Source organism: Pseudomonas abyssi (assembly GCF_003444685.1).
Classification (GTDB): domain Bacteria; phylum Pseudomonadota; class Gammaproteobacteria; order Pseudomonadales; family Pseudomonadaceae; genus Halopseudomonas; species Halopseudomonas abyssi.
In genome coordinates this window covers 699,454-725,143 of the sequence record NZ_LMAZ01000001.1, presented here as the reverse complement: position 1 = coordinate 725,143, position 25,690 = coordinate 699,454, and the positions used below count along the sequence as shown (strand labels likewise).

The window sequence follows — 25,690 nt, the reverse complement described above, 5'->3', positions numbered from 1 at the left end:
GGTCAGCGCGGACGCGCAACCGGACCCAGAATCTGTAAGGCCAGGTTGCCCTTGACCGCGCCCAGCTTGCTCTTGAAGGTCGGCACACCGTTGGCGCAGAGCACCATGTGATCAGGCATTTCGACCGGAATCACATCCCCGGCCTGCATGCTCAGCAGGTCCTTGAGCTTCAGCTGGGTTTTCACCACGGTGGCGCTGAGCGGCACCTTGACGCCGGTAATCTCTTCACGCAATGCGCGCACCCAGCGCTCATCGTGCTCGTCGACGTCTGACTGCACACCCGAGTCTAGGACCTCGCGCAGCGGCTCGATCATCGAATAAGGGAAGGTCACATGCAGGTCGCCACCACCGCCATCCAGCTCGATATGGAAGGTGGACACCACCACCACCTCGCTGGGGCTAACGATATTGGCCAATGCCGGGTTGACCTCGGAATTGACATACTCGAACTGCACGTCGTGCACCGCTTGCCAGGCTTCCTTGAGATCAATAAAGGCCTGGTCCAGCACCATGCGCACCACCCGCAGCTCGGTTGGAGTGAACTCTCGCCCCTCGATCTTGGCGTGACGACCATCGCCGCCAAAGAAATTGTCGACCAGCTTGAATACCAGCTTGGCATCCAGAATGAACAGCGCGGTACCGCGCAGCGGCTTCATCTTGACCAGGTTAAGACTGGTCGGCACATACAGCGAATGCACATACTCGCCAAACTTCATCACCTGCACCCCGCCCACAGCCACATCGGCGGAACGGCGCATCAGGTTGAACATGCTGATACGGGTATAACGGGCAAAGCGTTCGTTGATCATTTCCAACGTGGGCATGCGCCCACGCACAATACGATCCTGGCTGGTCAGGTCATAACTCTTGATCGATCCCGGCTCGCTCTCGACATCGGTGTCGATAGCGCCGTCGTCTACCCCGTGCAGCAGGGCATCGATCTCATCCTGTGACAGCAGATCCTGTACGGCCATAGCTATGTCCTATTGCAGAACCAGGTTGGTAAACAGCACCGACTCGATGACCGGGTCGCCGACTTCTTTCTCCAGCAGCGCCTTGACGGCCAGGCTGGCTTTCTCGCGCAACGCCTCTTTGCCCTCGGGCGTTGCCAGTGCCTCAAATTCTTCGCTGCCAAACAGCATCACCAGTTGATTGCGAATCAACGGCAAATGCTGGTTGAGCTTGGCCATGCCTTCAGCATCACGCCCCATCAGCACAACGCTGACCTGCATGTAGCGCTGTCGACCACCGGCTGCGTAATTGACCACAAAGGCCGGGTCCAGTGGCTGATACAGAGCCACCTGCTTGACGGGCTCAGCCGGCTCGGTTTCCTCTGGCGTCTCATCGTCTTTGAGCAGAAAGAAGGCCACGCCGCCCGCCGACAGCAACAGCGCCAACAAGCCGATGCCAAGCAAAATGAATAGCTTCTTGCGGCCCTTGGCCGGTTTTTCCTGTGCGTCGTCGTCGGACTTTGCAGATTGTTTCGCCATGCCAATATTCCGTCATTCGGGCCTTACGGCCGCCGATAACCATGCCAGATGCATTGAGCGTGCCAGTCATCACGCTGCAGCACGCCCGACACCCACGGATATGCAGTTCAACGCTGCGGGCCTCAGCAGGCAAGCAGTAGGGAGCAGCGCTCCATGAACCAAGGAAAGCACTGATCAATTCCCCGCGGCCTACGGGGCGCACAGGCCGAGCCTGAACGCCAGAGGGCATGCGGAATCAATCAGCAATTCCCAAGCATAGGATACTGGCTGGAACGAAAAATGTCTTTGCCGCACCGGACGGTGCGGCAGGCGGGACTCAGGCGTAGTAATCGACCAGCCGGGCGTGCGCCAGCAGCGCTTGGGCCGAGACATCGCTCGCCGAGGCAGTGGTATCGGCGGCCTCGGCTCCCAGCCCAGTGCTCCCGTTGCCGCGCTCACCGCCACGGCCATCACCTTGGGCCAGCAGGCCGCCATCAGACTGACGCTGCTGTGACGAGCCGTCAGAGACATTCACGTCCAGCTGCCCCACCCCCTGCTGGGTAAACATCTCGCGCAGGCGGAACATCTGTCCCTCCAGGGCATCGCGAACACCGGCATTCTGGCTGACGAACTGCACCTGGTGCTCTTGTCCGCGGGTCTGGATCTTGATCTCCAGCGGCCCCAGCTCGGCCGGATCAAGCTGGATCTCGACCGACTGCACATTCTGGCTCGACATCCACATGACCTTGTTGACCACCGCCTCGCTCCAGCCGGGCTGCCCCATCGGCACCCCCAGGCTCTGCAGCGGCGCAGTGACCGGCCGTGCGCTGAGCGCGCTCTGGCCAGCCTGCTGCATCTGCGTAACGGCACTGCTCTTGCTCAGATCAGTCGCATCGGCGTCACTGCGCGCATTGCCCGCGCCCAACCGGGACTCGAGCTTTTCCACCAAGCGTGCCAGCCCCCCCTCATCCACCGCCTGCGGCGCGCTGGCCTGCAGCCGCTGCAGGGTCTGACTGCTGTCCTGCAGCGCTGCCTGTCGCTGGGCAGCATCCATCGGTGCGGCCGCATCACCTGAGGAGCGAGCGGTCTGCGCTGCCGTTTGCGTACTTCCCTGCGCGCTCTCGGCAGCGGCACCCTCGGCGCTACGCAAGGCAGCCCGAAGTTGCGACACCAGCTCCGACAACGCAACGCCGCCACGCGAGCCGTTTGCTGCTTCGACGTCTGTATCGGTCTCAGCCAGGACAGTGCCAGGCGCCGCATTCCGGGCATCAGCCGCTGCGGCAGAGACAGGCGCCCCAGCCATCGGGGCCGCGCCAGCTTGCGCCGCTTCGGCGGGTGGCGTGTCAGCGGGCAACTGCGCCAACCAACGCTGCCACTGCTGACTGATACCGGCCAGCACCGAGTCATCCGTGCTCTGCTCAGCAGTCGGCTCAGCGCCAGGCTCCGGGACCTCGGTGCTGGTAGCGGTTGTTTGTGGCTGCAGCAATTGCGCCAGCTGGGTCAGCCAGGAGGCCACATCAGCCGGCAATTCCTTGCCGCTGGCGGCAACCTCCACGGCCGGGTCTGCCACACCGGCCTCGGTCTCAACGGCGGCGTTGAGCTGGGCCATCAACGCATCCAGATCGGCCGGAGTCTGCTCCGCCAGAACCGCAGAGAACGCCGCAACAGCGTCAGGATCAGCGCTTACCGCCTTGCCTGAGGCAAACGCAGAAAAGCCATCACGAGAAAAATCGGCATTGAACAGCGCCAGCAGGTTTTGCCCAATAGGCATGACAAGATCTCCACCCGAAGGACTCGGTCAAGGGTACGCAAGATCTTTTGCAAGGCTTGGGCCAATTTGCCCAAACAAGGGGGAAGATTCAGTGCAGCAGGGGCTTCAACCTGACAAACGCTTGTTCAATCACCGTCAGCGCTTTGGCGGCTTCAGCGCTATCGCCGGCCAACCCGGCGGCTTCAGCTTCGAGGCAGGCCTGCTCCAGAGCCGCAGCGCCCATATTGCCGCAGCTGCCCTTGAAGCTATGCGCGGCCTGGCGAAACGCGTCCATGTCATCGGCCTGCAGCGCCTCACGCAACTGCCGCAACCGCAGGTCGGCATCGCCCTGGAAGGTGTCCAGCAACAACGCATAGTCGTCCTGCATCAATTCACGCAGCGCTTGCAGCACAGCTGGATTCACATCTTGCAAGGACTCTGACATCGCCTGCGACTCTCCTTTTAGTCCTGATCCTGTTGAGGAGACACTGGATTCATTCGGCATGGCGAGCGGAATTGATCAGTGCTTCATCAAGCCTCGGGAGTATGCCCAAGCTGCCAACGGAAGACCACCCTGACCCGACTGCCCTGTTCGCTGAATGCCAACTCGTCGGCTAATGCGGCGACCAGAGCCAGCCCGCGGCCGGCGTAATCGGCCGCAGACCGCACCGTCGAGAATCCGGCACCGCTGTCTTCACAAGTCAACACCAACTCGCCGCCCTGCGCATCAGGCCGATGATCAATGGTCAGACAGATCCAGCCGTCGTCCAGCGCCTGCAAACGAGCACTGCGCTCCTGATAGTAGAGCGCGAAACCATCTGAGTCCTGCTTCCAGGCCGAGTCCAGGCGCAGCAGGCCATGCTCCAGCGCATTGCTGTACAGCTCACTGAGCACCGTGAACAGTGCGCCGGCTCTAGCCCGCAAGCCAGCCACGCTCAACAGCTTCTGCAAAATGAAAGGCAGCGGGTTCTGACCGCGAATGGCCTGCGCCCGAAAGGTGTAGCTAAGCCGCCAGTCCTGCTGCGCATCCATGGCGGCCGTCAGCGGCTGAGGCTGCGGCGCCGGCAAGTGGTCACGCTCGGGCATCACCACCTGCAGCAAGCTGACATCGTCTTCCGGGCTACCATGAAATTGCGACAGAGCACTCAGCAAGCCATCAAATACCTGCTCTGGCTCACCCTTATGGGCGTCAATAACTCGCAGCACACCGGCATCACCAAACAGCTGACCGGCGCCGTTGCGGGTTTCGATGACGCCGTCGGTCCAGCACAGCAGTCGCTCGCCAGGGTGCATGACCAGCACCTTCGGATCCGGACTGAAACGTTCGCGGCTGGCCACGCCCAGGGGCAGGTTGGTTGAGGTTACTCGCTCAAGCAGCTCGCCCTGCCGGCCAAGGATCATCACGTCCGGCAAACCACCATTCCAGATCTCGACCAGGCCCTTGGTCGGGTTTACCTCGATCAGCACCGCGCAACAGAAGATGCCAACCGGCAAAATGGTCGCGAGCTTACTATTGAGTTCCAGCAGAATATCGCGCAGCGCATAGCCCTTGCTGGTCATGGCGTAGAACACTTCGGCCAGCGGCATGGCACCAATGGCAGCCGACAACCCATGGCCGGTGAAATCACCCAGCAGCAGATGCATCTCGCCGGAAGGACGGTGCGCCGCCAGAAGAATATCGCCATTGAACATGGCGTAGGCCGACTGCAGATAGCGCAGGCTGTTATCACTGAGAGAGCCCGAGTGGGCGACCCGGTCAAAGATGATTTTGGCCAGCTCCTGGTCTCGCACCAGGCTGGCATGCTGACCGGCGATGACATCGCGCTGACTTTGCAAGGTCTGATGCATCTCGCGCATGCGCCGAAAGGCGCGAATCTTGGCTTGCAGAATGACGGGGTTGTAGGGCTTGGTCAGAAAGTCGTCACCGCCGGCCTCAAGGCATTTCACCAGGGCGTCGGTTTCGGTCAGGCTGGTCAGAAATATCACCGGCACCAGATCTTCACCGGCGCGTTGCTTGATCTGTCGCGCCGCCTCAAACCCGTCCATGACCGGCATCAGCGCATCCAGCAGGACAATGTCAGGCTGCCGCTCGACGAACAGGCTCACCGCCTGTTTACCCTCTTCAGCCAGACAGACCCGGTGACCAAGGCGCTCGACCAGACGCCCGAGAATCAATCTATCGGTCGGATTGTCATCGGCAACCAGTACCAGCAGGGGCGCCGCCTCGGGGTCGACCGGTCGGGGAAGCGCGCCCTCGGACCGCATGCCTTACTCGATGCTGAACAGCTGTTCGAAGTTGGAGATGCTCAGCACCTTGCGTACATCCGGATTGCAATGAACGATACGGATATCGGCGCTGTCACCACCGGCGTGGTCGCGCAGCAATAACAGCATGCCCAGCGCCGAGCTGTCGATATAGTCAGTTTCGTGCAAATCAACCACATACTGGCGGGGGGTCAGGCCGCTGCGCTCATAGGCGCTGCGAAACGCCTGATGCGCGCCAAAATCAAACCGGCCCTTGACGTTAATGGTCAGTATCTGGCTGTCAGCAGACATGGACGCCTGGATCGACATGAGTTCTCCCTGTCAGTTTGTGCGATCACCTACACACTGTTTTGTAGCACAGGGTCCGGTGCCTGTCAGGGATTATTTGTGCGTTGCGCGTGGGCTCGCTGCGACAACTCATCAAGCAGTTTCTGCTCCTGCTTGTCCGCTCTGGCTTGCGCCTCCTGGCGATACTTTTCAATCAGTTTGCGCAGCGCTTCCAGCCGTTGGTAACGCTGCCGCCAGTTGTCGCGCGCGCGCTCGATACTCTGACCGTGCCAGGTCACGGTCTGGCGCTGCTGCTCGATCGCCACTTCCATCTGCGCCATGAAGCGCTGATAGTTCATCAGCCAGTCACGCCCTACCCCCTGAGCACCACGCTGCGCCCACCCCTTGGCGTACTCGCTGCTGTAGTACTCCAGATCGCGCAGGCGCGCGCTGGCATCGTCAAGCTGCTGCTGACACTGTCCCAGCATGGCAGCGGCCTTGCGTTCCTCCTCCAGCGCCATGTCCACCACCGGCGCCAGACGGCGAATGCGGCTTTCACTCATTGCTCAGAGTCTGCTCCAGCCCACTTTGGCTGTCGCTCAGATTGACACTGACCTGCAAGCCCTGCTGCAGAAACGCCTGCATCGCCGGCATTTTTTCCATCGCCTTGTCGGTCAACGGATCGGAGCCAGCGGCGTAGGCGCCTACACTGATCAGGTCGCGGCTTTGCTGATAGCGGGCGTACAACTGCTTGAACAGCTGCGCCTTTTGCAACTGCTCTGGCGAGACAATCTGCGGCATGGCGCGGCTGATCGAGGCTTCGATATCAATCGCCGGATAGTGGCCCTCTTCAGCCAGGCGCCGGGACAGCACCACGTGACCGTCCAGAATCGCGCGCGATGCATCGGCGATCGGGTCCTGCTGATCGTCGCCCTCGGATAACACGGTGTAAAACGCGGTAATCGAGCCACCGCCCTGTTCGGCGTTACCGGCCCTCTCGACCAGTTGCGGCAGCTTGGCAAACACCGACGGCGGATAGCCCTTGGTGGCCGGCGGCTCACCGATGGCGAGGGCAATCTCGCGCTGGGCCTGGGCAAAACGCGTCAGTGAATCCATCAGCAGCAACACATTTTTGCCCTGATCGCGGAAGTACTCGGCAATACGCGTGCAGTACATTGCCGCACGTAAACGCATCAAGGGGGCGTCATCGGCCGGCGAGGCGACCACTACCGAGCGAGCCATGCCCTTTTCACCGAGGATCTGCTCGATAAATTCCTTAACCTCTCGCCCCCGCTCACCGACCAGCCCCACGATGGTGATATCGGCATCGGTAAAGCGGGTCATCATGCCAAGCAGCATACTCTTGCCCACGCCACTGCCGGCGAATAGCCCCAGACGTTGGCCACGCCCAACAGTGAGCAAACTGTTGATCGAGCGAATGCCGACATCCAGCGGCTCTTCAATCGGGTGACGCTTGAGCGGATTGATGGTCGGGCCATTGAGATCGACCCAGTCATCGGCGGCAAAACTGCCCTTGCCATCCAGCGGACGGCCAATGCCGTCCACCACGCGCCCCAGCATAGCTGCGCCCATCGGCAGTTTACCCCCGCCAGCGGAGGGCACTACACGGGCACCAGGCTGCAGCCCTTCCAGCCGATCCACCGGCATCAGGTAAACCTTGTGGCCGGCAAACCCCATGACTTCGGCTTCGATCTGACTCTGCCCCTGCGCGGTTTCGCTGATCACCAGGCAGCGGCTGCCCACCGGCGCCTTGCACCCTTCGGCTTCCAGGGTCAGGCCGACCATACGGATCAGCCGGCCCTCAACGACCGGCTGAGTCGGCAGTTGCAGGGCGGGTTGGTAGCGCGACAAGCGCCGCGCAAAGCTGATGCGCTCGGGGCGACTCATGACGCTGGGTCATCGCCAGCCGGCAGCACGTCGGTTACCGGCAGGTCTGGTTCGGGGGGGTGAGCGCGCTGCTCGCGGTGATGCTCCTGCAGCTGTTCAAGCAACTGCTGCAGACGGGTCTCAAGGGTGGCATCGACTTGGCTGTGTTCGGTCTCGACCCGGCAGCCGCCGGGCATCAGGCTGTCGTCTTCCAGCAGCCGCCAGCTTTCCTCGTGACGCTCGCGCAGCGCCTTGATGGCATCGAAATCGCTTGGATGAAGGTAGATACGGATGTTCTCTGCGCCGACCGGCAGCGCCTTCAGCGCGCCACGCAAAACGGTCACCACCTGCGAGCGGTCAATCAGCACCTCGCGCTGCAGCAACTGGCGCAACATATGTTCGAGCAGCACCAGCAGCATGTCTTCGATCAACTCGTCCTGCTGCTGCAGCGGCGCCATCAACTGGCCCATGAGCTGTTCGAATTCCCCCAGTCGCGCCTCAAGAGCGTTGCGCGCTTCCTGCTGGCCTTTCAACTGGCCGGCGTGAAAACCGTCTTTCTCGCCGGTAGAAAAGCCTTCGTTGTAGGCTTCCTGACGAATCTGCTCCAGCTCCTCGACCGTGAAGGGCTTGACCTCCTCCACCTCGATCTCAGGTTCGTCTTCTACTTCAGGCTCTTGCGGCTCAGGGGCCTCACGCTCCAGCGCAACCTGATGCGGTGCTTCATCAAAACTGGGCAGATCCCAGCGACTGAACGCCGACACATCGCTGCTGCGCAGCAGCTCGCTCTCACTTTTGACTTGCGCCATCGCACCCTACCCCGCTCTGAAAACCACGGCAGCATACCACTGCAGGCCACCGCGTCAGATCATTTCCTCGCCGCCCTTGCCGCCCAGCACAATCTCGCCGGCGTCGGCCATACGGCGGGCAATAGTGAGAATTTCCTTCTGCGCCGCTTCGACCTCGCTGATGCGTACCGGCCCCTTGGCTTCGAGGTCGTCCTGCAACAGCTCGGATGCGCGCTTGGACATGTTGCGAAAGATCTTGTCCTTGATGGCATCGTCCGCGCCCTTGAGCGCCACGATCAACACCTCGGAGGACACTTCGCGCAGCAGCGCCTGAATCCCGCGGTCGTCGACTTCGGCCAGGTTGTCGAAGACAAACATCAGGTCTTCGATACGCGAGGAGAGGTCTTCGTCCATCTCGCGGATGGCCTCGATCAACTGCGACTCGGTGCTCGACTCCAGGAAGTTCATGATGTCGGCGGTACGCTTGACCCCGCCCATGGCGGCGCGCGAGGTGTTGGAGTTACCGGCGAACTGCTTCTCCAGAATCTCGTTGAGCTCTTTCAACGCCGAGGGTTGCACGGTGTTGAGTGCGGCAACCCGCAGCAGAATGTCCAGGCGAACCTTGTGATCGAAGTATCCAACCACCTCGGCCGCCATGTCCGGATCCAGATAGGCCACCACAATGGCCTGAATCTGCGGGTGCTCGAAGCGAATGACGTCCGCCACCGCCCGCGGCTCCATCCACTTCAGACTGTCGAGGCCAGAGGTGCTGCCGCCAAGCAGGATGCGGTCAACCAGACTGTTGGCCTTGTCCTCGCCAAGGGCCTGAGTCAGCATGCTGCGAATATAGCCGTCCGCGCCAACGCCCAGACTGGTCTGATCGCTGACCACCTCGATGAAGTCGCCCATGACCTCCTGCACCTGTTCACGATGCACGGTGCGCAGGCCCGCCATGGCGCTACCCACCCGTTGAACTTCCTTGGGGCCCATGTGCTTGAGAATGGCTGCAGCGTCGGACTCACCCAGGCTGAGCAGAAAGATGGCCGCCTTGTCCAGCTTGGACATCTTGGCCGGGCGCTTACCCGCTTCTTCACTCATCGGCATTGATCCATTCCTTCACAACTTGGGCTACACGACCCGGGTCTTCAGCCAGCAGGCCTTTAATGGCGTTCAGCTGCTGTTCATAACCGGCACCAGGCGGTGGCAGCAGTACCGGGCTAGAGGCCGGGCCAGACAGACTGACCTGATCGTCACGCAGCTCGTCGTTGAGCCCGCCCATGCCGCCACCGGCACCACCTGCCAGATCTGACGGATATCCGTCACTGCCACTCTTGCCGGCCACAGTCAGATTTTTCAACGCCGGGCGCAAAACTGCAAACACCAGCACCAGAACAAAGAGAATACCCAGAATCTGCTTGGCGACATCCCAGAACCAGGGCTGCTCCCAGAACGGGATTTCCGGCAGCGGCTCGACGTCGGATTCAGCCACAAAGGCGCTATTGATCACGCTGACGCTGTCACCGCGGGCAGCATCATAGCCGACGGCGTCCTGCACCAGCCGGGTCAGACGCAGCACTTCAGCCTCGCTCAGGGGCGTACGGGTCACCTCACCGGTCTCGGCATTGACCTCAGACGGATCATCTACCACCACCGCCACCGACAGACGCTTCAGACGCCCTTGCTGCTGCCGGGTATGACTGATCTGACGGTCCAGTTCGTAGTTGCGAATCGCCTGCTCACGCTTGTCCTGGGGCGGAACAGCGACTACGGGCTCACCCGTTTCCGGATCAATCACCTGCTCTGGCACCTGGGTCGCGCCGGGCGGCTGGTTGGACAGCGCGCCCGGAACACCCTGCGGACCACTGTTGGCCGAACGGGCCTCACTCACTACCTGCTCGCTGCGCAGCGCCGCGTCAGGGCTGAACATCTCGGCGGTCGACTCTACCGTGCTGAAATCCACGTCGGCCGATACTTCAGCCTTGTAGCGACCAGCGCCCAGCAACGGCTGCAAAATGTTGTGCACGCGGCGGGTGTAGGTATCTTCCAGCCGACGGGTGTAATCAAACTGGCGCCCGGCGACAGTCAGCTCGTTCAGCTCATTCTGATCGGACAGCAGGTTGCCATTCTGGTCAACGACGGTGACCTCATCCTTGCTCAGCTCCGGCACACTGGTCGCAACCAGGTTGACGATGGCCATGACCTGCGCAGGCTCAAGGCGACGACCGGCATACATTTCCAGCAGCACAGACGCGCTGGGCTTGCGGTCATCGCGGACAAAGACGGTAGAGCGCGGAATAGCAATATGCACCCGCGCACTCTTGACGTTGTAGAGGCTGGAAATAGTACGCGCCATTTCACCCTCCAGGCCACGACGATAACGCGCCGTTTCCATGAACTGACTGGTGCCAAGACCCTGCTCACGGTCCAGAATCTCAAACCCCAGATTGCCATCGGTAGGGGCAATACCCGCGCTGGCCAGGCGCATGCGCGCATCAGCCAGGTCGGCACTGCGCACCAGCAGGGCGCCGCTGTTGGGCTCCACCTTGTAATCGATGCGGCTCTGCTGCAGCAGTTCAACCACCTGGCCGGCGTCGTAGCCGTCAAGACTGTTGTACAGGGGCCGGTAGTCCGGCTCCTGCGACCACAGCACTACCGCAAAGCCAATCGCCACACTGGCGGCCAGACCGACCAGCAAGCCAAACTGACGCAGCATCGGCAGTTGCGCCAGATTATCCAGAAAGGTAAGCCCCATCAGCGGCTTGCGATCGCCCTCTGGCTGATTGCGGGTCGCCGGTGTATTGCTGGCGGTATCCATGGTCAATTCCTCGACGGGTCAGGCCTAGATAGCCATTTTCATGATGTCTTCATAGGCGGCAACCATCCTGTTGCGCACCTGGGTCATGGCCTGAAAGGCTACTGAGGATTTTTGCGAGGCAATCATCACCTCGGTCAGGTCGATACCCTCAACCCCACGCTCGTAGCCAGTACGCAGGTCAGAGGTGGTTTGCTGCAGCTCATTGACGCGGTCGACGGCCTGCTTGAGCAAGTCGTCAAAGCCCGGGCCATTGACGCTGGGCTCGGCCGCCGGCACTGGCTGCGGTTTGCCCATGGCTTCCATTTGCATGGTGCGCATTTGCAGCATCAGTCGATTGAATTCCACACCCTGAGTCATTGTCGCCTCCAACCCGTCCAAATCTTGACGGCTATCGTCGTGTTACAGGGTATTCAGCAAATATGGTGCCAACAGTGAGATTGACATCCAGACGCCGCACAGACAAGGCAGCGGGGGAGATAAAAACAAGCCAGCCGGCGCAGGAGTGCGCCGGCTGGCAGGAGACATGATTTGGCGCCAGGGAAGCACTGATTCATTCCACTCGCAGAGAGCGTGTGGAATGAATCAGTGCTTCCCTAGACGCCGGCGAACAGGCTGCCCTCGACATCCAGACCCGCATCACGCATCTGCGCCAGCTTGTAACGCAATGTCCGCGGGCTGATACCGAGACGCTCGGCAGCTTCCTTGCGGCGCCCGCGCTCAGCGCGCAGCACCTCGACTATCAGCTGGAACTCACGCTGGCGTACGCCAACGCCAAGTTCGGAGGACGCGGGCGCAGGCTCGCTCGCGACCGGCTCGACCGCTGCCGGCGCGGGAGCGGCCGCACGGCGCAGACCGCTGCCGCTGATCACGCCGTCCAGGTACAGGTCAGCAACGTCGATTACGCCGCCCTGCTGCAGCACCAGCGCGCGCTGTACAGCGTTGTCCAGCTCACGGACGTTGCCCGGCCAGGGATGGGTCTGCAGCGCCTGGGCTGCTTGCGCCGACAATCTGACAGTCCCCAGGTTCATCTTGCGACAGTGCTTGGCCAGCAAGCGCTCAGCCAGGGGCAGAATGTCTGCCGGCCGCTCGCGCAGCGCCTGCCATTGCAGCGGGAAAACACCCAGGCGGTAATACAGGTCCTCGCGGAAACGCCCTGCCGCTACTTCGCCGGGCAGATCACGGTTGGTCGTGGCAATCACGCGAATATCCAGCTGGATCAGCTTACGCCCACCTACTCGTTCGACTTCTCGCTCCTGCAGCACCCGCAACAGCTTGGCCTGCAGGGCCAAGGGCATCTCGGATATCTCGTCCAGCAGCAAGGTGCCGCCATTGGCCTGTTCAAACTTGCCTGACTGGGCTGCCACTGCACCGGTAAAGGCACCCTTCTCATGCCCAAACAGCGTCGCCTCGAGCATATTGTCCGGAATGGCAGCACAGTTGATCGCAATAAACGGCTGCGCGGCGCGCGGCGACTGCTGGTGAATGTAGCGCGCCAGCACCTCCTTACCGGTACCAGACTCACCCGAGATAAGCACCGTCGAATCGCTGGCGGCCACGCGGGCGGCCAGCTCAAGCAATTGAACACTGGCGGGCTCGACGGCAACCGGCCCGTCCGCAGCCGGCGCCAACCGCCCCAGTGCATGCTGGCCAATCAGCTCCAGCAGCGCCTTGGGCGCAAAAGGCTTGACCAGATAGTCGGCCGCCCCGTCACGCATCGCCGCCACCGCCTGCTGCACGGTTCCGTAGGCGGTCATCAGCAGTACCGGCAGCTGCGGATACTGGCTGCGCAACGTGCGCAGCAGCGCATGGCCATCCATACCGGGCATATTGACGTCGCTGACCACCATGCTGACGCTGTCTTGTTGCAGCAACTGCAACGCCGCTTCGGCGCTGGCGGCCTCCAGGTAATCATAGCCGCCCAGCATCAGGGTATCGGCGAGCGCCTCGCGCAGCGCGTCGTCATCCTCGACCAACAAGATACGGCTGCTGGTGCCCTTCATCACGCCACCTCCTCGCCTTTAACCAGCAGGCGCAACGGCAGCAGAACCTCGGCACAGGTACCCCAGCCCGCCTTGCTGCGCAAATAGAACGCGCCACCATGGGCCTTGACCACAGACTTGACCACCGCGACCCCCAGACCTGTGCCCTGCGGTTTGCTGGTATGGAATGGCTCGCCAATACGCGCCAGTTGGTCAGCACTCATGCCCTGGCCCGCGTCCACCACCGTCAGGCTCAGTTGACCTTCCAGCTGGCGGGCCACGACTTTCAGACGAGGCGCTGGCATGCCGGCCTGCAAGGCATTCTCGATCAGGTTCATCACTGCGCCGACCAAGGTGTCACGGTTGCAACGCAGCATCGCATCGGCAGGCACCAGATTCACCCAGCGGCAGGAGCCGCCACGACTCTCAATCACGCTGTCGGCCTGCAGTTGCAGCCATTCCATGAAGATGGATACCGGCAAGGTATCCTCAATCGGCAGATCACCCTTGGCAAACTGCAGCATGTCGCGAATCTGGTGCTCGATGCTGTGCAGCCGCCCCTGCAGACGTTCTGAAAACCGGGTGCGATGGGCGGTAGGCAGTTGTTCGTCGGTCAGGTGCTCTGCATATAACAGTGCCGAAGCCAGCGGCGTACGAATCTGATGGGCCAGCGAGGCAACCATGCGGCCCAGGGCGGACAGGCGCTCGTTACGCGCCAGCTCGCTTTGCAGCTGACGGGTCTCGGTCAGATCGTTAATCAGGATCAACTGGCCGGGCTCACCTTCCAGTGAACGGGTCGCCAGCGACACCCGGCGACCGGTGCGCAGGGAGACTTCGTGATAATCGTCGTCCCGGGGAGCAAAGCGCTGCTGGATCAGGTCACGCCACAGCTGCCCTTCCAGCGGCTCACCGAGTAGTGCGCGCGCCGCCGGGTTGGCCTCACGCACAACACCCCGTCCGTCGAGAATGATCACGCCGCCGGGCAGCAGGTTGAGCACGTTCTGCAGTCGTCCGGCCAGGCGCGCCTTTTCCGCCAATTCCCGGGTGCGTTGGGCTTGAGCATCTGCCAGCTGCCGCCGCAGCTGGACTACCTGCTGCTCAAGCAGCGCATGCGAGGCGCTGAGCTGCTCTGACATCCCCTGAAAGCGCTGGTAAGCATTCTGCAGCGCAGCCGGATCCCCCTCGGCCAGACCGGGCGCCGGTGCGCCGTCCTGCTGAGCAGTGTGCGGATTGAGATGAGCCTTGGCAGCCATGTGGCATCCCCTGAGTTACGGATAACGTTCAGGGGACACTCAGCAATCATCGTGCCATAAAAAAAATCCTTTTATTTTCAAACACTTGAAAATAAAAGGATCAGTGCATGTCAGTCTTCTGACGCGTCCGCGCCACGATTGAGGCCGTACTTGCGCATCTTCTCGACCAGGGTGGTACGTCGGATACGCAAGCGCTCGGCGGCGCGGGCCACCACGCCGTTGCACTCATCCAGCGCCTGCTGAATAAGCGTTTGCTCAAGGCCACCGAGATATTCTTTCAAGTCCAGCCCTTCCGGCGGCAGGAACGCGGGGCTATCCAGCCCAACCAAGCCACTGAACGCCTCGCCTCGCTCGTCTTCGGTTTCGCGCAGCTGACGCAGATCGTCCTGGTCATCCTCAACGTACCGGAACTTGCGCGGCAGCTCACCCACACCGATGACGCCGTGCGGATGCATGATCGCCATGCGCTCAACGAGGTTGGCCAGCTCCCGCACATTACCCGGCCAGTCATGCTGGCAGAGCGAGAGGATCGCAGAGGTACTGAAGCGGATTGAGCCGCGCTTCTCGTTCTCCATCCGCGTGATCAGCTCGTTGAGCAGCAGCGGCAAATCCTCGATACGCTCGCGCATCGCCGGCATATCGATGGGGAAGACATTGAGGCGGTAATAGAGGTCTTCGCGGAAGCCCCCCTCCTGAATCATCTGCTCCAGATTCTTGTGGGTGGCCGCGATGACACGCACATCAGCGGTCTGGACCTTGTTGCTACCCACACGCTCGAAGGTCCGCTCCTGCAGCACACGCAGCAACTTGACCTGCATGGGCAGCGGCATATCGCCAATTTCATCGAGAAACAGCGTGCCGCCCTGGGCCAGCTCAAAGCGACCTGCGCGACTGGTGATGGCTCCCGTGAACGCGCCCTTCTCATGACCAAACAGCTCGCTTTCCAGCAGCTCTGCCGGAATAGCGCCACAGTTGACCGGAACGAAGGGCGCATCCTTGCGGCGGGAATGGTAGTGCAGATTGCGGGCAACAACCTCCTTGCCCGTGCCGGATTCACCCAGAATCAGTACCGTCGCTTCGGTGTCAGCAACCTGCTGCATCATCTGGCGCACGGCCTGAATGGGTCTGCTGGTGCCGACAAGACTACGGAACAGGTTCGGCTCACGCTGACGCTGGCGGCTGCTGTTTTCCTCAAACACCTCCCGGTAGACCTGAGCGCGATGCAAGGCATCCAGCAGATGGTTGTAGCTCAGCGGCGGCTCAAATACAGCGAGCAAGCGTTGTTTGAGGTGATCTGGCCACAGCAGCGACTGCTCAGGGTCAAGCAGAATCACCGGCAGGTTTTCATCCCACTTGTCCAACTGCCCCAGTAACGCGGGCAGCCCCTGGGCATGGGCACAATGACCGAGAATGACACAGCGGATGTGGCTCGGCGTATCGACCGCTGCGTTGACGGCCTCCTGCCAGCCTGCGCTGTCGGCAATAATGGCGTCTTCGCCCAGAAAGGACAGAATAACGCCCAGATCATGACGTCCTTGGGCAGCGTCATCAATCAATAGGATATGGCTGTTCGGCAGCATAGACGGGAAGGCTTTCCTGTTGGCAGGCAAGAATGATCGCAGCAAGATAATGGCGCTGCGCCATACTCTTTTATCATGAGGCTAAATGTAGTCAGAATTGGCAAGCGAGTCAAATAGTTGGCGCGCCGTTTTCCGACGAACGCCATTCACGCCTGCCCAGCCAACTCAGCGGAACATCTGGTAGACCTTGGCGCCCTGCCGTCCACGCTGCAGATCCTGCAGCTCTTCGGCCAACTTGCCTTGCACTGCCTGACACAGGGCAACCACTTCGCGGTAGGTCTCGCTCAGATCCTCCAGCACGACAGCAACCTGCTGGTCATCGCGCTGAGGGTCTTCCATTGCCTGGCGCACCTGGTCTCGGCACAGCCGGTCCAGCTCGCCAACCTGCTGCCAATCTCCGGCCTTCACGGCGTCGATCAGGGAGTTATGGGTATGTTGCAACTGCTCTACGGCATTGGCCATGTCTGAGTCCTCACGCTTGGCGGATGCCGTCCCAACCGGCCTTGATTTCTCGCAGCAGCTCGCTGACTTCGTCGAGCATAGCTGCATCATTTTTCAGGTTTGCCTCGCTCAGGCGCTGCTGCATGAAAGCATATAGCCGATCAAGGTTGGCCGCCAGCTCCCCACCCTGATCCACATTCAGAGCGTCACGCAGGCCACCCACAATGGCTGTCGCCTTGCCAATCTGTTCGCCCTTGAGCGCCACATTGCCGTGCTGCAAGGCACCGCGCGCCTGCGCGATACGCTGCAGAGCCCCTTCCATCAACATCTGGATCAGGCGATGAGGATCGGCCTCACTAACCTGGGCGTTGACGTTAACGGTCTGGTACTGCTTCATCGCGGCGTAAGCGTTCATCGGACAAGCCCTGCATGCAAGTGGTACATGCTGGGTTTATCGGCACCACGCTACAAACCTGAAGGCCTGACATAAAAAAACCGGCACCACGCCGGTTTTTTTCACCTGCCTCTGGTCACGCCGGCTCAATGGCGTCCCATGCTGACTTAATCTCACCCAGCAGCTGCTGCACCTCTTCCAGCGACCGCGGCGTGTCGTCCAGCGCCACCCCGGCCAGCTTGCGAGTCATGTAGTCATAGAGCGCGTCCAGGTTTTCGGCAATTTCGCCGCCCATGTCCTTGTCCAGTGACGCCTGCAGGGCGCCAATAATGCTCAACGTGCTGCTGACGGCGACACCACGACGCTCGGGGTTGCCGGTTTCCTGAGCGTGACGCGCCAGCTTCACGCGCTCAATGGCACCGTCCAGCAGCAGCTGAACGGCACGGTACTGGGACACTTCCTGGGAAATGTTGACCTTTTTGTAGGTATCAATCGGATTGGCCATAGGATCAGGATTCCCTCACGACGCCGGGCAGGTTGGCCAACTGGCCAGTTAGAAAACTGCTGGTGCTCGACAGATTGGCGACCAGCGAGTCCATCGCGTTGAACTGGGCAAGCAGACGCGTTTCCATACTGCTCAGACGCAGTTCAAGGCGCTCACGCTGCTCATCAATACCAGACAGCGTCTTTTGCAACGAGTCGGTTCGACCTTCAATGATCCCGCCATCCTTGGTGTAGGGATCCAGCTTCGCGTCAAGACGCCCCATCAGGCCATCTTCACCCGACAGGAAGGTGCTCAAAGCGTCAAAATTATTGTCCAGCGCATCATCCAGCTTGTCGCTGTCGATGGCCAGTGTACCGTCTTTCGTGGTGGTAATCCCCAAATCGGCCAGGATACGCACATCGCCGCGCGCAACACTGGTCATCTCCGTACGCAGGGCAGAGACCACCGAACGCACCGAGGCATCGCCCACCAGGGCAGCCGCCAGGGGCTCACCATCCTCGCCACCAACAGAGGTAACCGACGTCAGCGAGTTAATCGATTTCATCATCGCGTTGTAGCCATCTACAAACGATTGCAATGACGAGCGCACACCCGCCTTGTCCAGACCGACATTCAGGCTGACACTTTTGCCGGCATCAATATCTTCCTGACTCTGCGCCGCCTTCAGCGTCAGAGTAACACCATCAATCGCATCGGAGATCGTGTTGCTGGCACTGCTGATCGACAGGCCGTCGATAGCCAGGTTGGCATCACGCGCATAAGAAATGACACGCGGCGCGAGCGGGTCCAGAGGATCGACCTCAGTGGGTTCAAAGTCAGTCGTTGCCGGCGGTGTGTAAGCCAGAGCCCCCAGATCACCGGTATCGGTGCCATCGGTGGTCACAGCGACGCTGATGTCATTGCCGGTGCCAGCTTTGTTGGAGCTCAAGACCAGGCGCGAACCGCCTCCACCATTGGGATCGCTGACCACCGTGGCGGAAATACCACTGTCGGCGCTTTTGGCGTTGATCGCATCGCGAATGCCGGCAAGGCTGCTGTTGGCGTCGGTTACGTCGATGTCGATGGAGGTGTCGCCAGCGGTAATGGTCATGGTGCCCGTACCGACGGCGTCGGTCGCATTGGCCTGCCCGCGCAGAGCCACCTTGCTGCTTTGAGCGAGATTAAACACCTGCACGTCGTAGCTGCCCACCGACGCGGTGCCGTCAGCAGTGACGCTGAACGTTTTACTGTCACCGGAGGTGGCGCTGCGCTTCTCGTATAGATCAGCACTGTTGAGTTTTTCCAACACGTCCTGGAAGGTGGACAACGCGCTACGAAAAGTGCCCAAGGCGGTAAACTTCTCGGTTGACGCACGCTCCAGCCGAGTCAACTGTGCACTTTTAGGCGCGCCATCAGCCTCGACCAACGCCGACACGATGTTGCTGATATCGAGACCCGAGCCAATACCTGTAATAGCCATGATGCTTACCTCGCGACCGTTTATTGACGGTTCGCCTGCCGAAAGAAGGTTTCCGGTCTACTCAGGCAAGTAGCGTGCCAGCCAAACCGGCAGCAGAGGTCAGGCCTCTGCCTCAAACAACACGCTGCGGATTTCCGTCAAGTTCTCGGCCAGTCGCAGCGCTTCTTCCGAGGGAATCTGGCGAATCACATCGCCACTGCTCGCCTCGGTTACATTGATAATCATCCGGCCGCTGTCTTCATCCAACGCAAAGTTGATGTCGCGGCGTACCGACTGAACAAAGTCCTGAATATCTGATACAGCAGCCTGGAGTTGATCCCGGTCGACCTGAGCCGGCTCTTGCACCGCCTCACGGGTCTGGGGAGTGACCGCCTGGACTGATGTACTCTCCTGCGCAGTTTCCGTCTGCTTGCCAGCCTTGCTGCTGGCGCCCGCCTCCAACGCTGCCGACCCTGCTACGGCGCGTGTTACTTCAAACGGTTTGATTACACCCATTTCCATGGTGCTTACCTCGCAACGGACAAAGCGGGGGAAAGGCTAGCCCTTCCCCCGCATGTTACCCCTGTTCCGGTCTTAGCCCAAGAGGCTGAGTACGGCCTGGGGCAGCTGGTTGGCCTGGGCCAGGATCGCAGTACCCGCCTGTTGCAGGATCTGGTTCTTGGTCAGGTTTGCAGTTTCAGCCGCGTAGTCAGTGTCCTGGATCCGGCCGCGAGCGGCGGAGGCGTTTTCAGACACGTTCTGCAAGTTGGCGATAGTGGACTCAAAGCGGTTCTGAATCGCACCGAGGTCTGCACGCTGGGAATCGATGGAAGCGATGGCTTCGTCGATGATGTAGACCGCTTCCTGAGCCGACTTGGCATCGCTGATGTCGATATCCTTGACGGTGTTGTCAGTGGTGACATCAGACAGTGCTACGTCAGTGGCGGAGCCTGCAGCAGTCTCTGCAGCGTCCACAGTCGCACCGCTACCGAATGCGAAGGACAGCTCACCTTTGGCGGTGCCCACGTCAGCGTCGGTGACAACCGAGATAGTACCGTCATCCTGTACGAAGGCACCCACACCCATGTTGGCATCGTTGATCACGGTGGCCAGCAGTTGAGTCTGTTCGGCTGCAGTCGCACCAGAGGCGTATTCAGCGCTGATAGTGAACACGCGGTCAGTACCGTCAGCACTACCCGAAGCCACGGTGAAGGTAACCGCGACAGCACCGGAAGCAGTGGCCGCAGTTTGAGCCGCGATAGAACCAGAGCTGATGGAGTCGCTCTTCAGTTCTTTAGTGCTCACTTCGTCCAGCTTGACGCTGATCGCTTCGTTGGCAGCACTACCCACCTGGAAGGTTTCGGTACCGAAGCTGCCGTCGAACAGTTTCTTGCCACCGAAAGCAGTGGTGTTGGCGATACGATCAAGCTCTTTCTTCAGCTGAGTCACTTCGGAGTTCAGCGCGTCACGCTCGGTGTCGCTGTTGGAACCGTTAGCGGCTTGCAGAGCCAGGTCACGCATACGCTGCAGGATGTTGGTGGACTCCTGCAGGGCGCCTTCAGCGGTCTGCGCGATGGAGATACCGTTGTTGGCGTTCTTGGTAGCAACGCCGAGGCCGTTGACCTGGCTGGTCAGACGGTTGGCGATTTGCAGACCGGCTGCGTCATCCTTGGCGCTGTTGATTTGAGAACCTGAAGACAGACGCTCCAGGGAGGTAGCCAGCGAGTTGGACGAACCGTTCAGGTTGCGCTGGGCATTCAGAGAAGCTGTGTTTGTGTTGACTGTAAGGGCCATGGTATTGCCTCCAAAGGACCTGAAAATGTTTGCCTGAGCTTGCGACTCGTGGGCCGGACCTGCCCAGGCACCCATTGAGTTCGCATTCGATTACTGTATCGACACCTTGTCCGAAAGCTTTAGGAGGAAATTCATTTTTTCTCTGGTGAATTCGTCCGATCAGCTATGGCAGCGCTGGCATCCCCGCCAGCCATGATTCAGTTATCGACCTCAGGCAACAATCCTTTAGTGACCGTTCGTCGCCCCTGAGCGGCTCAGGGCAACCACCCTTGCTGCCAGGCAACCAGGCCCTGCTCATCCAGCATCCAATGATCACGCACCGCCTGTTGCAACGCTTTGCCCTGCGCTGCCGACGCGTCGGCATCAGACAAATGCATGCGAATGGCATCCACCCAGTCCCGGTAGCGATTCTTCACGCGCGTCACCGGCAGATCGCCGGTATAGCAGCGCACGTCAGAACAGATCACCGGGTAACCGCAGGCTCCGTACTCCAGCAGGCGCAGATTACTCTTGCACTCGTTGAAGAGGTTTTCTTCGACCGGCGCCAGCGCCAGATCCAGGTTCAGCTCGGCCAGCTTGCGCGGATACAGGTTGATCGCCACACCCGGGTGAAACTCATGGACGTAAGGCCGCAGGCTGTCGGGGCACATGCCAAAAAATACCCACTCCACCTCGGCAGCCAGCTCCTTGACCACATCCAGAATCAGCTCCAGATCCCCGGTGTGACTGGAGCCCCCGGCCCAACCGACTCTGGGCTTGCGTGACTGCCCGCGGGCTGAGGCAGGCAGCTGCCCCCACCAGCGCGGATCAAGCCGGTTATGCACGACCCGGATGTCCGGGTGGTAGCCGTTGAGCGCTTCGGCCAACGGCTCGGTCGACACCACAAACCGGTCCACCAGCGACAGACCGCGTTTGAGCGAGCGCACAATATCCTTCGGCATCTTGCTACGATGGGCGCTTTTCATCGGCAGGTTGGGCAGGTAGTCATCCAGCTCATAGACCTTGAATGCAGATGAAAACGCCTTCATGCGGCGCATGGCTTCCAACCGCTCATCGCCAATCTGGCGCTGCAGGATGACCACGTCCGGCGAATAACGCTCCAGATCGACCGCATGCATCAACCCCTGAGAGAGTGCTCCGTCCACCAATCCTGCCTCACTAAGCGCATTAAATGGCTGAATGACGCGATAGTGCCCGCAACCGAACACATCAGCAGGATGCGCCAGCACCACCGGCTGGGGGCGCCATATATCCAGCGGTCGCCAGGAAATCTGCGGATCGGTCAGCTGAAAGCCGCCCTTGCGAACCAGCGAGAAGTTGGCGTTGTAGGCCGCATCGCGCGCCAGGCGCGGCAGCCAGCGCTGATAGAGCGTATCTTCCACCTCTACCGTCATACCGCCTGGCTCGCAGGCATGCAGCAGCGTTGCGGACGGCGTCCAGACCAGCAGGTGCCCCCCGTCAGCCAGGCGCAGGCAAAAATCAATCACCGCCGCCTGGCCATCCAGGGCACCGGCATCCAGCCCACCCAGCTCAACGAAGACAGACTTGCGCACCAACAGGCAGGCATCGCCGAGGGCACTGGGATTATGGTCTACCTGCAGACGCTGCATGTAACCGGGCGCGTCAGCTGCCTCACCAACGAAGGGGCTTGATGCCGGCCCGCGCAAGCCGAGGATCAGGCCCGCATGGGTAATCTTGCCGTCGGAGTCCACCAGTCTCGGCCCTACCGCCCCCACCTCTGGGCGCAGCGCGTGATTCATCAGTGCATCCAGCCAGCCGGCATCCAGCACCGCCACCTCGGCGCGCAGCAGCAGCAGGTACTCACCCAGCGTATTCAGCGCCGCCTGGTTGCACAAATCGCTGTAAGTCAGGCGCTCAGGCGTGCGCAGCACCTTAAGTCGCTCGCTGGCCATCGCCTCGATCGACTGCAGCCACTCCAGGGTAGCGGCCTGCTCACTGGCGTTGTCGATCAGCAGAATCTCGTAGTGCGGATAGCTAGTATGCTCCAGCAGGCTCATGACACAGCGCTGCGCGGCGGCCATCTGGTCCTGGACAATAACCACCACCGATACCAATGGCTGCTCGACATGGCCGTAATCAACGCGATACTGCCCAGGCCTCACTGCCTGCACCTGCGCATGTTCGTAGCCACGCGCCTGCACATGACGCAACACCGCGGTTCGCTCGGCCGCCGAGTCACTGAGTACCGGCGCGTCACTGAGCACCAGCGGCTCGGGCACATGCCCCAGTCCAATGCCACCCTGCTGGTTGATCAGGCGCAGAATGGCATCCAGTTCAATGATCTCGTGCGCATCCTCGGCAAAGCCGCCGAGCGACAACAAGGCTTCACGCCGGAACAGCCAGTTGGCCGACAACCCACGCGGGAAGCTGAGCAGATAGTCGAGGTTGAAGTCAGGACGCAGCGCAGCGCCGTAGTCACTGCCGTCCTGACGGAACAACGCATCGGCAAAAATGGCGCGGCAATCAGGGTTGGCCAGCAGCTCCAGTGACAACATCTGCAGGCCGCTGGCGATCAGCTCGTCCCCTGCCTGCAGCAACATCACCCAGTCGCAGTCCAGCTGGGCGAGCTGCGCATTGAGCTGAGCCGGCCAGTCTTGCTCGGAGCATTGGGTCCAGGCCACGGCCGAATCCGCGGGCGCGGTATCGACACTCATCACCTGCATGACGACATTGCCGGCGTCGACCTGCACAACAAGCGAGTCCAGCGACCGCTGCCGCAAGGCTGCGTCGCCCGCCAGATCCAGCAGTATCACCGTCAGCCGCGCGCTATCGTCGCGGTGCGCCGTCACGTAGTCGTTGGCCAGGCGCTGCTGCGGCGCTGTCAGCTTGCGCGCCGACAGCCAGGTACGCACCGGCGTTGGATCACCCTTGGCGACCACGCCAAGACTGCGCAACTGGACAGCCCTGCCCTTACGCACCCGCTCACTGCCCAGGTCGGAATGGCGCCGATACATTTCCTGATACAGCGAGGCAAAGCGCTCACGTTCACGACTGAGCATATGATCATCGCCGTCACTGCCCCCCTCACGGGTGCGCACCTCGGCGGTAACCTCAGGCACGTGAACCAGCGGGTAGCGCGCAGCCAGACGCAGCAACAGATCCCAGTCCTCAAAGGCAGTCAGGCCGGTGTCGAACTGCCCCACGCCTTGCAGCAGAGCGCGCGGATGGGCCCAGGTGTTGACAGGAATATAGTTGTGAATAAACAGCCGCTCACGGTCGTAACGCTCGTGCTCGAAGGGCGTTTGCCGGGACAGCTCCACCCGCACACCGTCCTCCACGCGTTCGGCGACATATTCAACGCCGGTGTAAACAACGGCATCACCGGCGTTTTCAAAGGCGCCGGCCAGTGTCTCGAGATGCTGCGGCGCGTAGAAATCATCGTCATCCAGATAACAGACGTAGCGGCCCCGGGCCAACGCCAGGCCGGCGTTACGCGCAGCTGACAGCCCCTGATTGCGACCCTGATACAGATAGGTGAGCGGAAAATCGAATTCCTTGAGCAGCGCTTCTACCGGCTCGCCGTGGTCGTTGACCAGGATCACCTCAAAGTCGCGCAACGTCTGCGCGGCGACGCTGCGCAATGCATCGACCAGCATCGCCGGCCGGTTGTAGGTGGTGAGGATGATCGAGAACAGGCATTGGTCGGTGTCGGCGGCGGCCGCGTAGCCAAACAGCTGCCCACGCACCCGGTCGATATCCTCCCGGTACTTGTCGAGCACCTCGGCCGAGAAGCGCGACATACGCCCCTCCACCAAGGCCCACACCCGCTCGGCGGCGGCTTGCAGGCGCGGCTTGACCTGCGGGTCGGCAAGGTTCAGTTCAAGAATATGCAGGTGCTCCCACAGCGGCCGCTCCGAGCGGTAAAAATCCTGGGAAACCTGATTGCCATGAATACGGTAACCAACCGACGCACGCCGGACAAAGGCAAAATCCGGGTTGTGGCGCGCCACCCTGATCCACAGCTCCCAATCCCCGGCCAGCATGCCCTCCTGGGCATACACGCCCTCGGACAAGCGCATGTCATCGAGCATGCTGCGCCGCAGCATGACCGTAGACGGCGTGATGTAGTTATCGAAGGTCAGCAGATCAACGACCTCGTCGCGCCCACCCGAGTAGGAGTGCGCAGGGTGCCCGCGATGGTCGATATGCTGCAGAACCTTGCCGGCCTCGTCGATCCAGGTGCACTGGGTATAGGCCAGCGATAACTTGGGATCGGCGTCCAGCGCCTCCACCAGCGCGCTCAGGTGGCCCGGGTAGAGGATATCGTCAGACCCAAGTACCACGACATAGCGGCCCGTGCCGCACCGGACGCACTTGTTGAAGTTGCCAGTTTGCCCCAGGTTCTCGGTGTTGACCTCCAGCGCGAGCCTCGGGTCTGACTGATAGCGCCGCACCACCTCAAGAGAGTCGTCGCTGGAACAGTCGTCCACGATGATCAGCTCCAGCGCCACATCCTGCTGGGATAGCACCGACTCGATAGTCTCACCAATGAAACGGGCATTGTTGTAGGACATGACAACAACGGAGACTGCTACAGGGGTTTCAACGTGCATGGGATATCCTGATTGGTGGCTCGCCTGCTCACCGCGCTTACGGTCTTGCAGGTCATTGGCCATGGTCACGGCGCAGCGGCGCGTGCCGCCGCGCAAAACTGGTCATAGTCGCGGTAGTAGTCGGCCTCGTCGTAATGGGCAGAGGCCAGCACCATGCACACGGAGCCACCGGAAAAGTTATCCATCTCCCGCCACACCATCGGCGTAATCAGCAAGCCGTAATGCGGCCGCGCGAGATGAAATTTCTTATTCTCGAATCCGTCGTCCAAGGTGATATCGAAACTGCCCGACATGGCAATAAGCAACTGGTAAAGCCCGCGATGGGCATGCCCGCCACGGTGAGACCCGGCAGGCACATCGTAAAGATAGTAGGCCCGCTGGATATCAAAGGGCACATGGCGCCCTCCTTCCACAAAGGTCAGGTTGCCTCGCTGATCGTGTACTTGCGGCAACTCTATGAGACGACAGTCTTGGATCGCCATGGGTTGTTCTCC

23 protein-coding genes are annotated in these 25,690 nt (G+C 61.0%); all 23 read right to left on the bottom strand.

Features of this window, described 5'->3' with window-relative positions; genetic code table 11:
• Nucleotides 1-2: 2 nt before the first annotated feature.
• The 23 genes from fliM to ASB58_RS03275 all read right to left on the bottom strand — a co-directional run bounded on the left by fliM (nt 3) and on the right by ASB58_RS03275 (nt 25,678).
• Nucleotides 3-974 (bottom strand): flagellar motor switch protein FliM, encoded by a 972-nt coding sequence (fliM, locus tag ASB58_RS03385; protein WP_118129336.1) that lies wholly within the window; start codon nt 972-974, stop codon nt 3-5.
• Between the two features lie 9 nt (nt 975-983).
• On the bottom strand, nt 984-1,490 hold the full coding sequence (locus ASB58_RS03380) for a flagellar basal body-associated FliL family protein (RefSeq protein WP_118129335.1): 507 nt from the start codon (nt 1,488-1,490) through the stop codon (nt 984-986).
• Between the two features lie 316 nt (nt 1,491-1,806).
• The gene (locus ASB58_RS03375; protein ID WP_118129334.1) at nt 1,807-3,240 is read right to left on the bottom strand and encodes a flagellar hook-length control protein FliK; all 1,434 of its coding nucleotides are present in this window, start codon (nt 3,238-3,240) and stop codon (nt 1,807-1,809) included.
• An 88-nt stretch (nt 3,241-3,328) separates the two neighbouring features.
• A complete protein-coding gene (locus ASB58_RS03370) occupies nt 3,329-3,664 on the bottom strand; it encodes an Hpt domain-containing protein (protein WP_096003570.1) in 336 nt (111 codons plus the stop codon).
• An 86-nt stretch (nt 3,665-3,750) separates the two neighbouring features.
• On the bottom strand, nt 3,751-5,484 hold the full coding sequence (locus ASB58_RS03365) for a fused response regulator/phosphatase (protein WP_118129333.1): 1,734 nt from the start codon (nt 5,482-5,484) through the stop codon (nt 3,751-3,753).
• A 3-nt stretch (nt 5,485-5,487) separates the two neighbouring features.
• Entirely contained in the window at nt 5,488-5,793 is a 306-nt protein-coding gene (locus ASB58_RS03360; protein WP_096003568.1) for an STAS domain-containing protein, read from the bottom strand.
• Nucleotides 5,794-5,858: 65 nt separating this feature from the next.
• Nucleotides 5,859-6,314 (bottom strand): flagellar export protein FliJ, encoded by a 456-nt coding sequence (gene fliJ, locus ASB58_RS03355; RefSeq protein ID WP_118129332.1) that lies wholly within the window; start codon nt 6,312-6,314, stop codon nt 5,859-5,861.
• On the bottom strand, nt 6,307-7,659 hold the full coding sequence (gene fliI / locus ASB58_RS03350) for a flagellar protein export ATPase FliI (protein WP_096003566.1): 1,353 nt from the start codon (nt 7,657-7,659) through the stop codon (nt 6,307-6,309). Before fliI ends, fliJ begins: the two co-directional genes overlap by 8 nt.
• The gene (gene fliH / locus ASB58_RS03345; RefSeq protein ID WP_118129331.1) at nt 7,656-8,444 is read right to left on the bottom strand and encodes a flagellar assembly protein FliH; all 789 of its coding nucleotides are present in this window, start codon (nt 8,442-8,444) and stop codon (nt 7,656-7,658) included. Before fliH ends, fliI begins: the two co-directional genes overlap by 4 nt.
• Nucleotides 8,445-8,498: 54 nt before the next feature.
• Nucleotides 8,499-9,521, bottom strand: a complete 1,023-nt coding sequence (gene fliG / locus ASB58_RS03340; protein WP_096003750.1) for a flagellar motor switch protein FliG — start codon at nt 9,519-9,521, stop codon at nt 8,499-8,501.
• On the bottom strand, nt 9,514-11,238 hold the full coding sequence (gene fliF, locus ASB58_RS03335; RefSeq protein WP_118129330.1) for a flagellar basal-body MS-ring/collar protein FliF: 1,725 nt from the start codon (nt 11,236-11,238) through the stop codon (nt 9,514-9,516). The genes fliG and fliF overlap by 8 nt, the downstream gene beginning before the upstream one ends.
• 24 nt (nt 11,239-11,262) lie before the next feature.
• Entirely contained in the window at nt 11,263-11,595 is a 333-nt protein-coding gene (fliE, locus tag ASB58_RS03330) for a flagellar hook-basal body complex protein FliE (protein ID WP_083723494.1), read from the bottom strand.
• A 236-nt stretch (nt 11,596-11,831) separates the two neighbouring features.
• Nucleotides 11,832-13,238 (bottom strand): sigma-54-dependent transcriptional regulator, encoded by a 1,407-nt coding sequence (locus ASB58_RS03325; RefSeq protein WP_118129329.1) that lies wholly within the window; start codon nt 13,236-13,238, stop codon nt 11,832-11,834.
• Nucleotides 13,238-14,470 (bottom strand): sensor histidine kinase, encoded by a 1,233-nt coding sequence (locus tag ASB58_RS03320; protein ID WP_118129328.1) that lies wholly within the window; start codon nt 14,468-14,470, stop codon nt 13,238-13,240. The genes ASB58_RS03325 and ASB58_RS03320 overlap by 1 nt, the downstream gene beginning before the upstream one ends.
• A 110-nt stretch (nt 14,471-14,580) precedes the next feature.
• Nucleotides 14,581-16,050, bottom strand: a complete 1,470-nt coding sequence (locus ASB58_RS03315; RefSeq protein WP_118129327.1) for a sigma-54 dependent transcriptional regulator — start codon at nt 16,048-16,050, stop codon at nt 14,581-14,583.
• Nucleotides 16,051-16,215: 165 nt separating this feature from the next.
• Nucleotides 16,216-16,512: a flagellar protein FliT gene (locus ASB58_RS03310; RefSeq protein WP_165771214.1), complete on the bottom strand. Its 297-nt coding sequence runs from the start codon at nt 16,510-16,512 to the stop codon at nt 16,216-16,218.
• 10 nt (nt 16,513-16,522) lie between these two features.
• Entirely contained in the window at nt 16,523-16,906 is a 384-nt protein-coding gene (gene fliS, locus ASB58_RS03305) for a flagellar export chaperone FliS (RefSeq protein ID WP_096003559.1), read from the bottom strand.
• 115 nt (nt 16,907-17,021) lie between these two features.
• The gene (gene fliS / locus ASB58_RS03300) at nt 17,022-17,390 is read right to left on the bottom strand and encodes a flagellar export chaperone FliS (RefSeq protein WP_118129326.1); all 369 of its coding nucleotides are present in this window, start codon (nt 17,388-17,390) and stop codon (nt 17,022-17,024) included.
• A gap of 4 nt (nt 17,391-17,394) precedes the next feature.
• A complete protein-coding gene (gene fliD / locus ASB58_RS03295) occupies nt 17,395-18,849 on the bottom strand; it encodes a flagellar filament capping protein FliD (protein ID WP_235827184.1) in 1,455 nt (484 codons plus the stop codon).
• A gap of 99 nt (nt 18,850-18,948) precedes the next feature.
• Entirely contained in the window at nt 18,949-19,350 is a 402-nt protein-coding gene (locus tag ASB58_RS03290) for a flagellar protein FlaG (protein ID WP_407920652.1), read from the bottom strand.
• Nucleotides 19,351-19,422: 72 nt separating this feature from the next.
• The gene (locus tag ASB58_RS03285) at nt 19,423-20,622 is read right to left on the bottom strand and encodes a flagellin (protein ID WP_096003749.1); all 1,200 of its coding nucleotides are present in this window, start codon (nt 20,620-20,622) and stop codon (nt 19,423-19,425) included.
• Between the two features lie 254 nt (nt 20,623-20,876).
• Nucleotides 20,877-25,196: a glycosyltransferase gene (locus tag ASB58_RS03280; RefSeq protein WP_194294994.1), complete on the bottom strand. Its 4,320-nt coding sequence runs from the start codon at nt 25,194-25,196 to the stop codon at nt 20,877-20,879.
• Between the two features lie 65 nt (nt 25,197-25,261).
• On the bottom strand, nt 25,262-25,678 hold the full coding sequence (locus tag ASB58_RS03275; RefSeq protein ID WP_096003554.1) for a sugar 3,4-ketoisomerase: 417 nt from the start codon (nt 25,676-25,678) through the stop codon (nt 25,262-25,264).
• Nucleotides 25,679-25,690: the final 12 nt, after the last annotated feature.

Excerpts from the sequence above, each read along its gene's own strand:
- ASB58_RS03325 (WP_118129329.1), bottom strand. The coding sequence starts at position 13,238 with ATGAAGGGCACCAGCAGCCGTATCTTGTTGGTCGAGGATGACGACGCG.
- ASB58_RS03290 (WP_407920652.1), bottom strand. The coding sequence starts at position 19,350 with ATGGAAATGGGTGTAATCAAACCGTTTGAAGTAACACGCGCCGTAGCA.
- fliS (WP_096003559.1), bottom strand. The coding sequence starts at position 16,906 with ATGAACGCTTACGCCGCGATGAAGCAGTACCAGACCGTTAACGTCAAC.
- ASB58_RS03320 (WP_118129328.1), bottom strand. The coding sequence starts at position 14,470 with ATGGCTGCCAAGGCTCATCTCAATCCGCACACTGCTCAGCAGGACGGC.
- ASB58_RS03310 (WP_165771214.1), bottom strand. The coding sequence starts at position 16,512 with ATGGCCAATGCCGTAGAGCAGTTGCAACATACCCATAACTCCCTGATC.
- ASB58_RS03285 (WP_096003749.1), bottom strand. The coding sequence starts at position 20,622 with ATGGCCCTTACAGTCAACACAAACACAGCTTCTCTGAATGCCCAGCGC.
- ASB58_RS03370 (WP_096003570.1), bottom strand. The coding sequence starts at position 3,664 with ATGTCAGAGTCCTTGCAAGATGTGAATCCAGCTGTGCTGCAAGCGCTG.
- fliE (WP_083723494.1), bottom strand. The coding sequence starts at position 11,595 with ATGACTCAGGGTGTGGAATTCAATCGACTGATGCTGCAAATGCGCACC.
- ASB58_RS03315 (WP_118129327.1), bottom strand. The coding sequence starts at position 16,050 with ATGCTGCCGAACAGCCATATCCTATTGATTGATGACGCTGCCCAAGGA.
- ASB58_RS03375 (WP_118129334.1), bottom strand. The coding sequence starts at position 3,240 with ATGCCTATTGGGCAAAACCTGCTGGCGCTGTTCAATGCCGATTTTTCT.
- ASB58_RS03280 (WP_194294994.1), bottom strand. The coding sequence starts at position 25,196 with ATGCACGTTGAAACCCCTGTAGCAGTCTCCGTTGTTGTCATGTCCTAC.
- fliM (WP_118129336.1), bottom strand. The coding sequence starts at position 974 with ATGGCCGTACAGGATCTGCTGTCACAGGATGAGATCGATGCCCTGCTG.
- fliH (WP_118129331.1), bottom strand. The coding sequence starts at position 8,444 with ATGGCGCAAGTCAAAAGTGAGAGCGAGCTGCTGCGCAGCAGCGATGTG.
- fliJ (WP_118129332.1), bottom strand. The coding sequence starts at position 6,314 with ATGAGTGAAAGCCGCATTCGCCGTCTGGCGCCGGTGGTGGACATGGCG.
- ASB58_RS03275 (WP_096003554.1), bottom strand. The coding sequence starts at position 25,678 with ATGGCGATCCAAGACTGTCGTCTCATAGAGTTGCCGCAAGTACACGAT.
- ASB58_RS03360 (WP_096003568.1), bottom strand. The coding sequence starts at position 5,793 with ATGTCGATCCAGGCGTCCATGTCTGCTGACAGCCAGATACTGACCATT.
- fliI (WP_096003566.1), bottom strand. The coding sequence starts at position 7,659 with ATGAGTCGCCCCGAGCGCATCAGCTTTGCGCGGCGCTTGTCGCGCTAC.
- fliD (WP_235827184.1), bottom strand. The coding sequence starts at position 18,849 with ATGGCTATTACAGGTATTGGCTCGGGTCTCGATATCAGCAACATCGTG.
- ASB58_RS03365 (WP_118129333.1), bottom strand. The coding sequence starts at position 5,484 with ATGCGGTCCGAGGGCGCGCTTCCCCGACCGGTCGACCCCGAGGCGGCG.
- ASB58_RS03380 (WP_118129335.1), bottom strand. The coding sequence starts at position 1,490 with ATGGCGAAACAATCTGCAAAGTCCGACGACGACGCACAGGAAAAACCG.
- fliS (WP_118129326.1), bottom strand. The coding sequence starts at position 17,390 with ATGGCCAATCCGATTGATACCTACAAAAAGGTCAACATTTCCCAGGAA.
- fliG (WP_096003750.1), bottom strand. The coding sequence starts at position 9,521 with ATGAGTGAAGAAGCGGGTAAGCGCCCGGCCAAGATGTCCAAGCTGGAC.
- fliF (WP_118129330.1), bottom strand. The coding sequence starts at position 11,238 with ATGGATACCGCCAGCAATACACCGGCGACCCGCAATCAGCCAGAGGGC.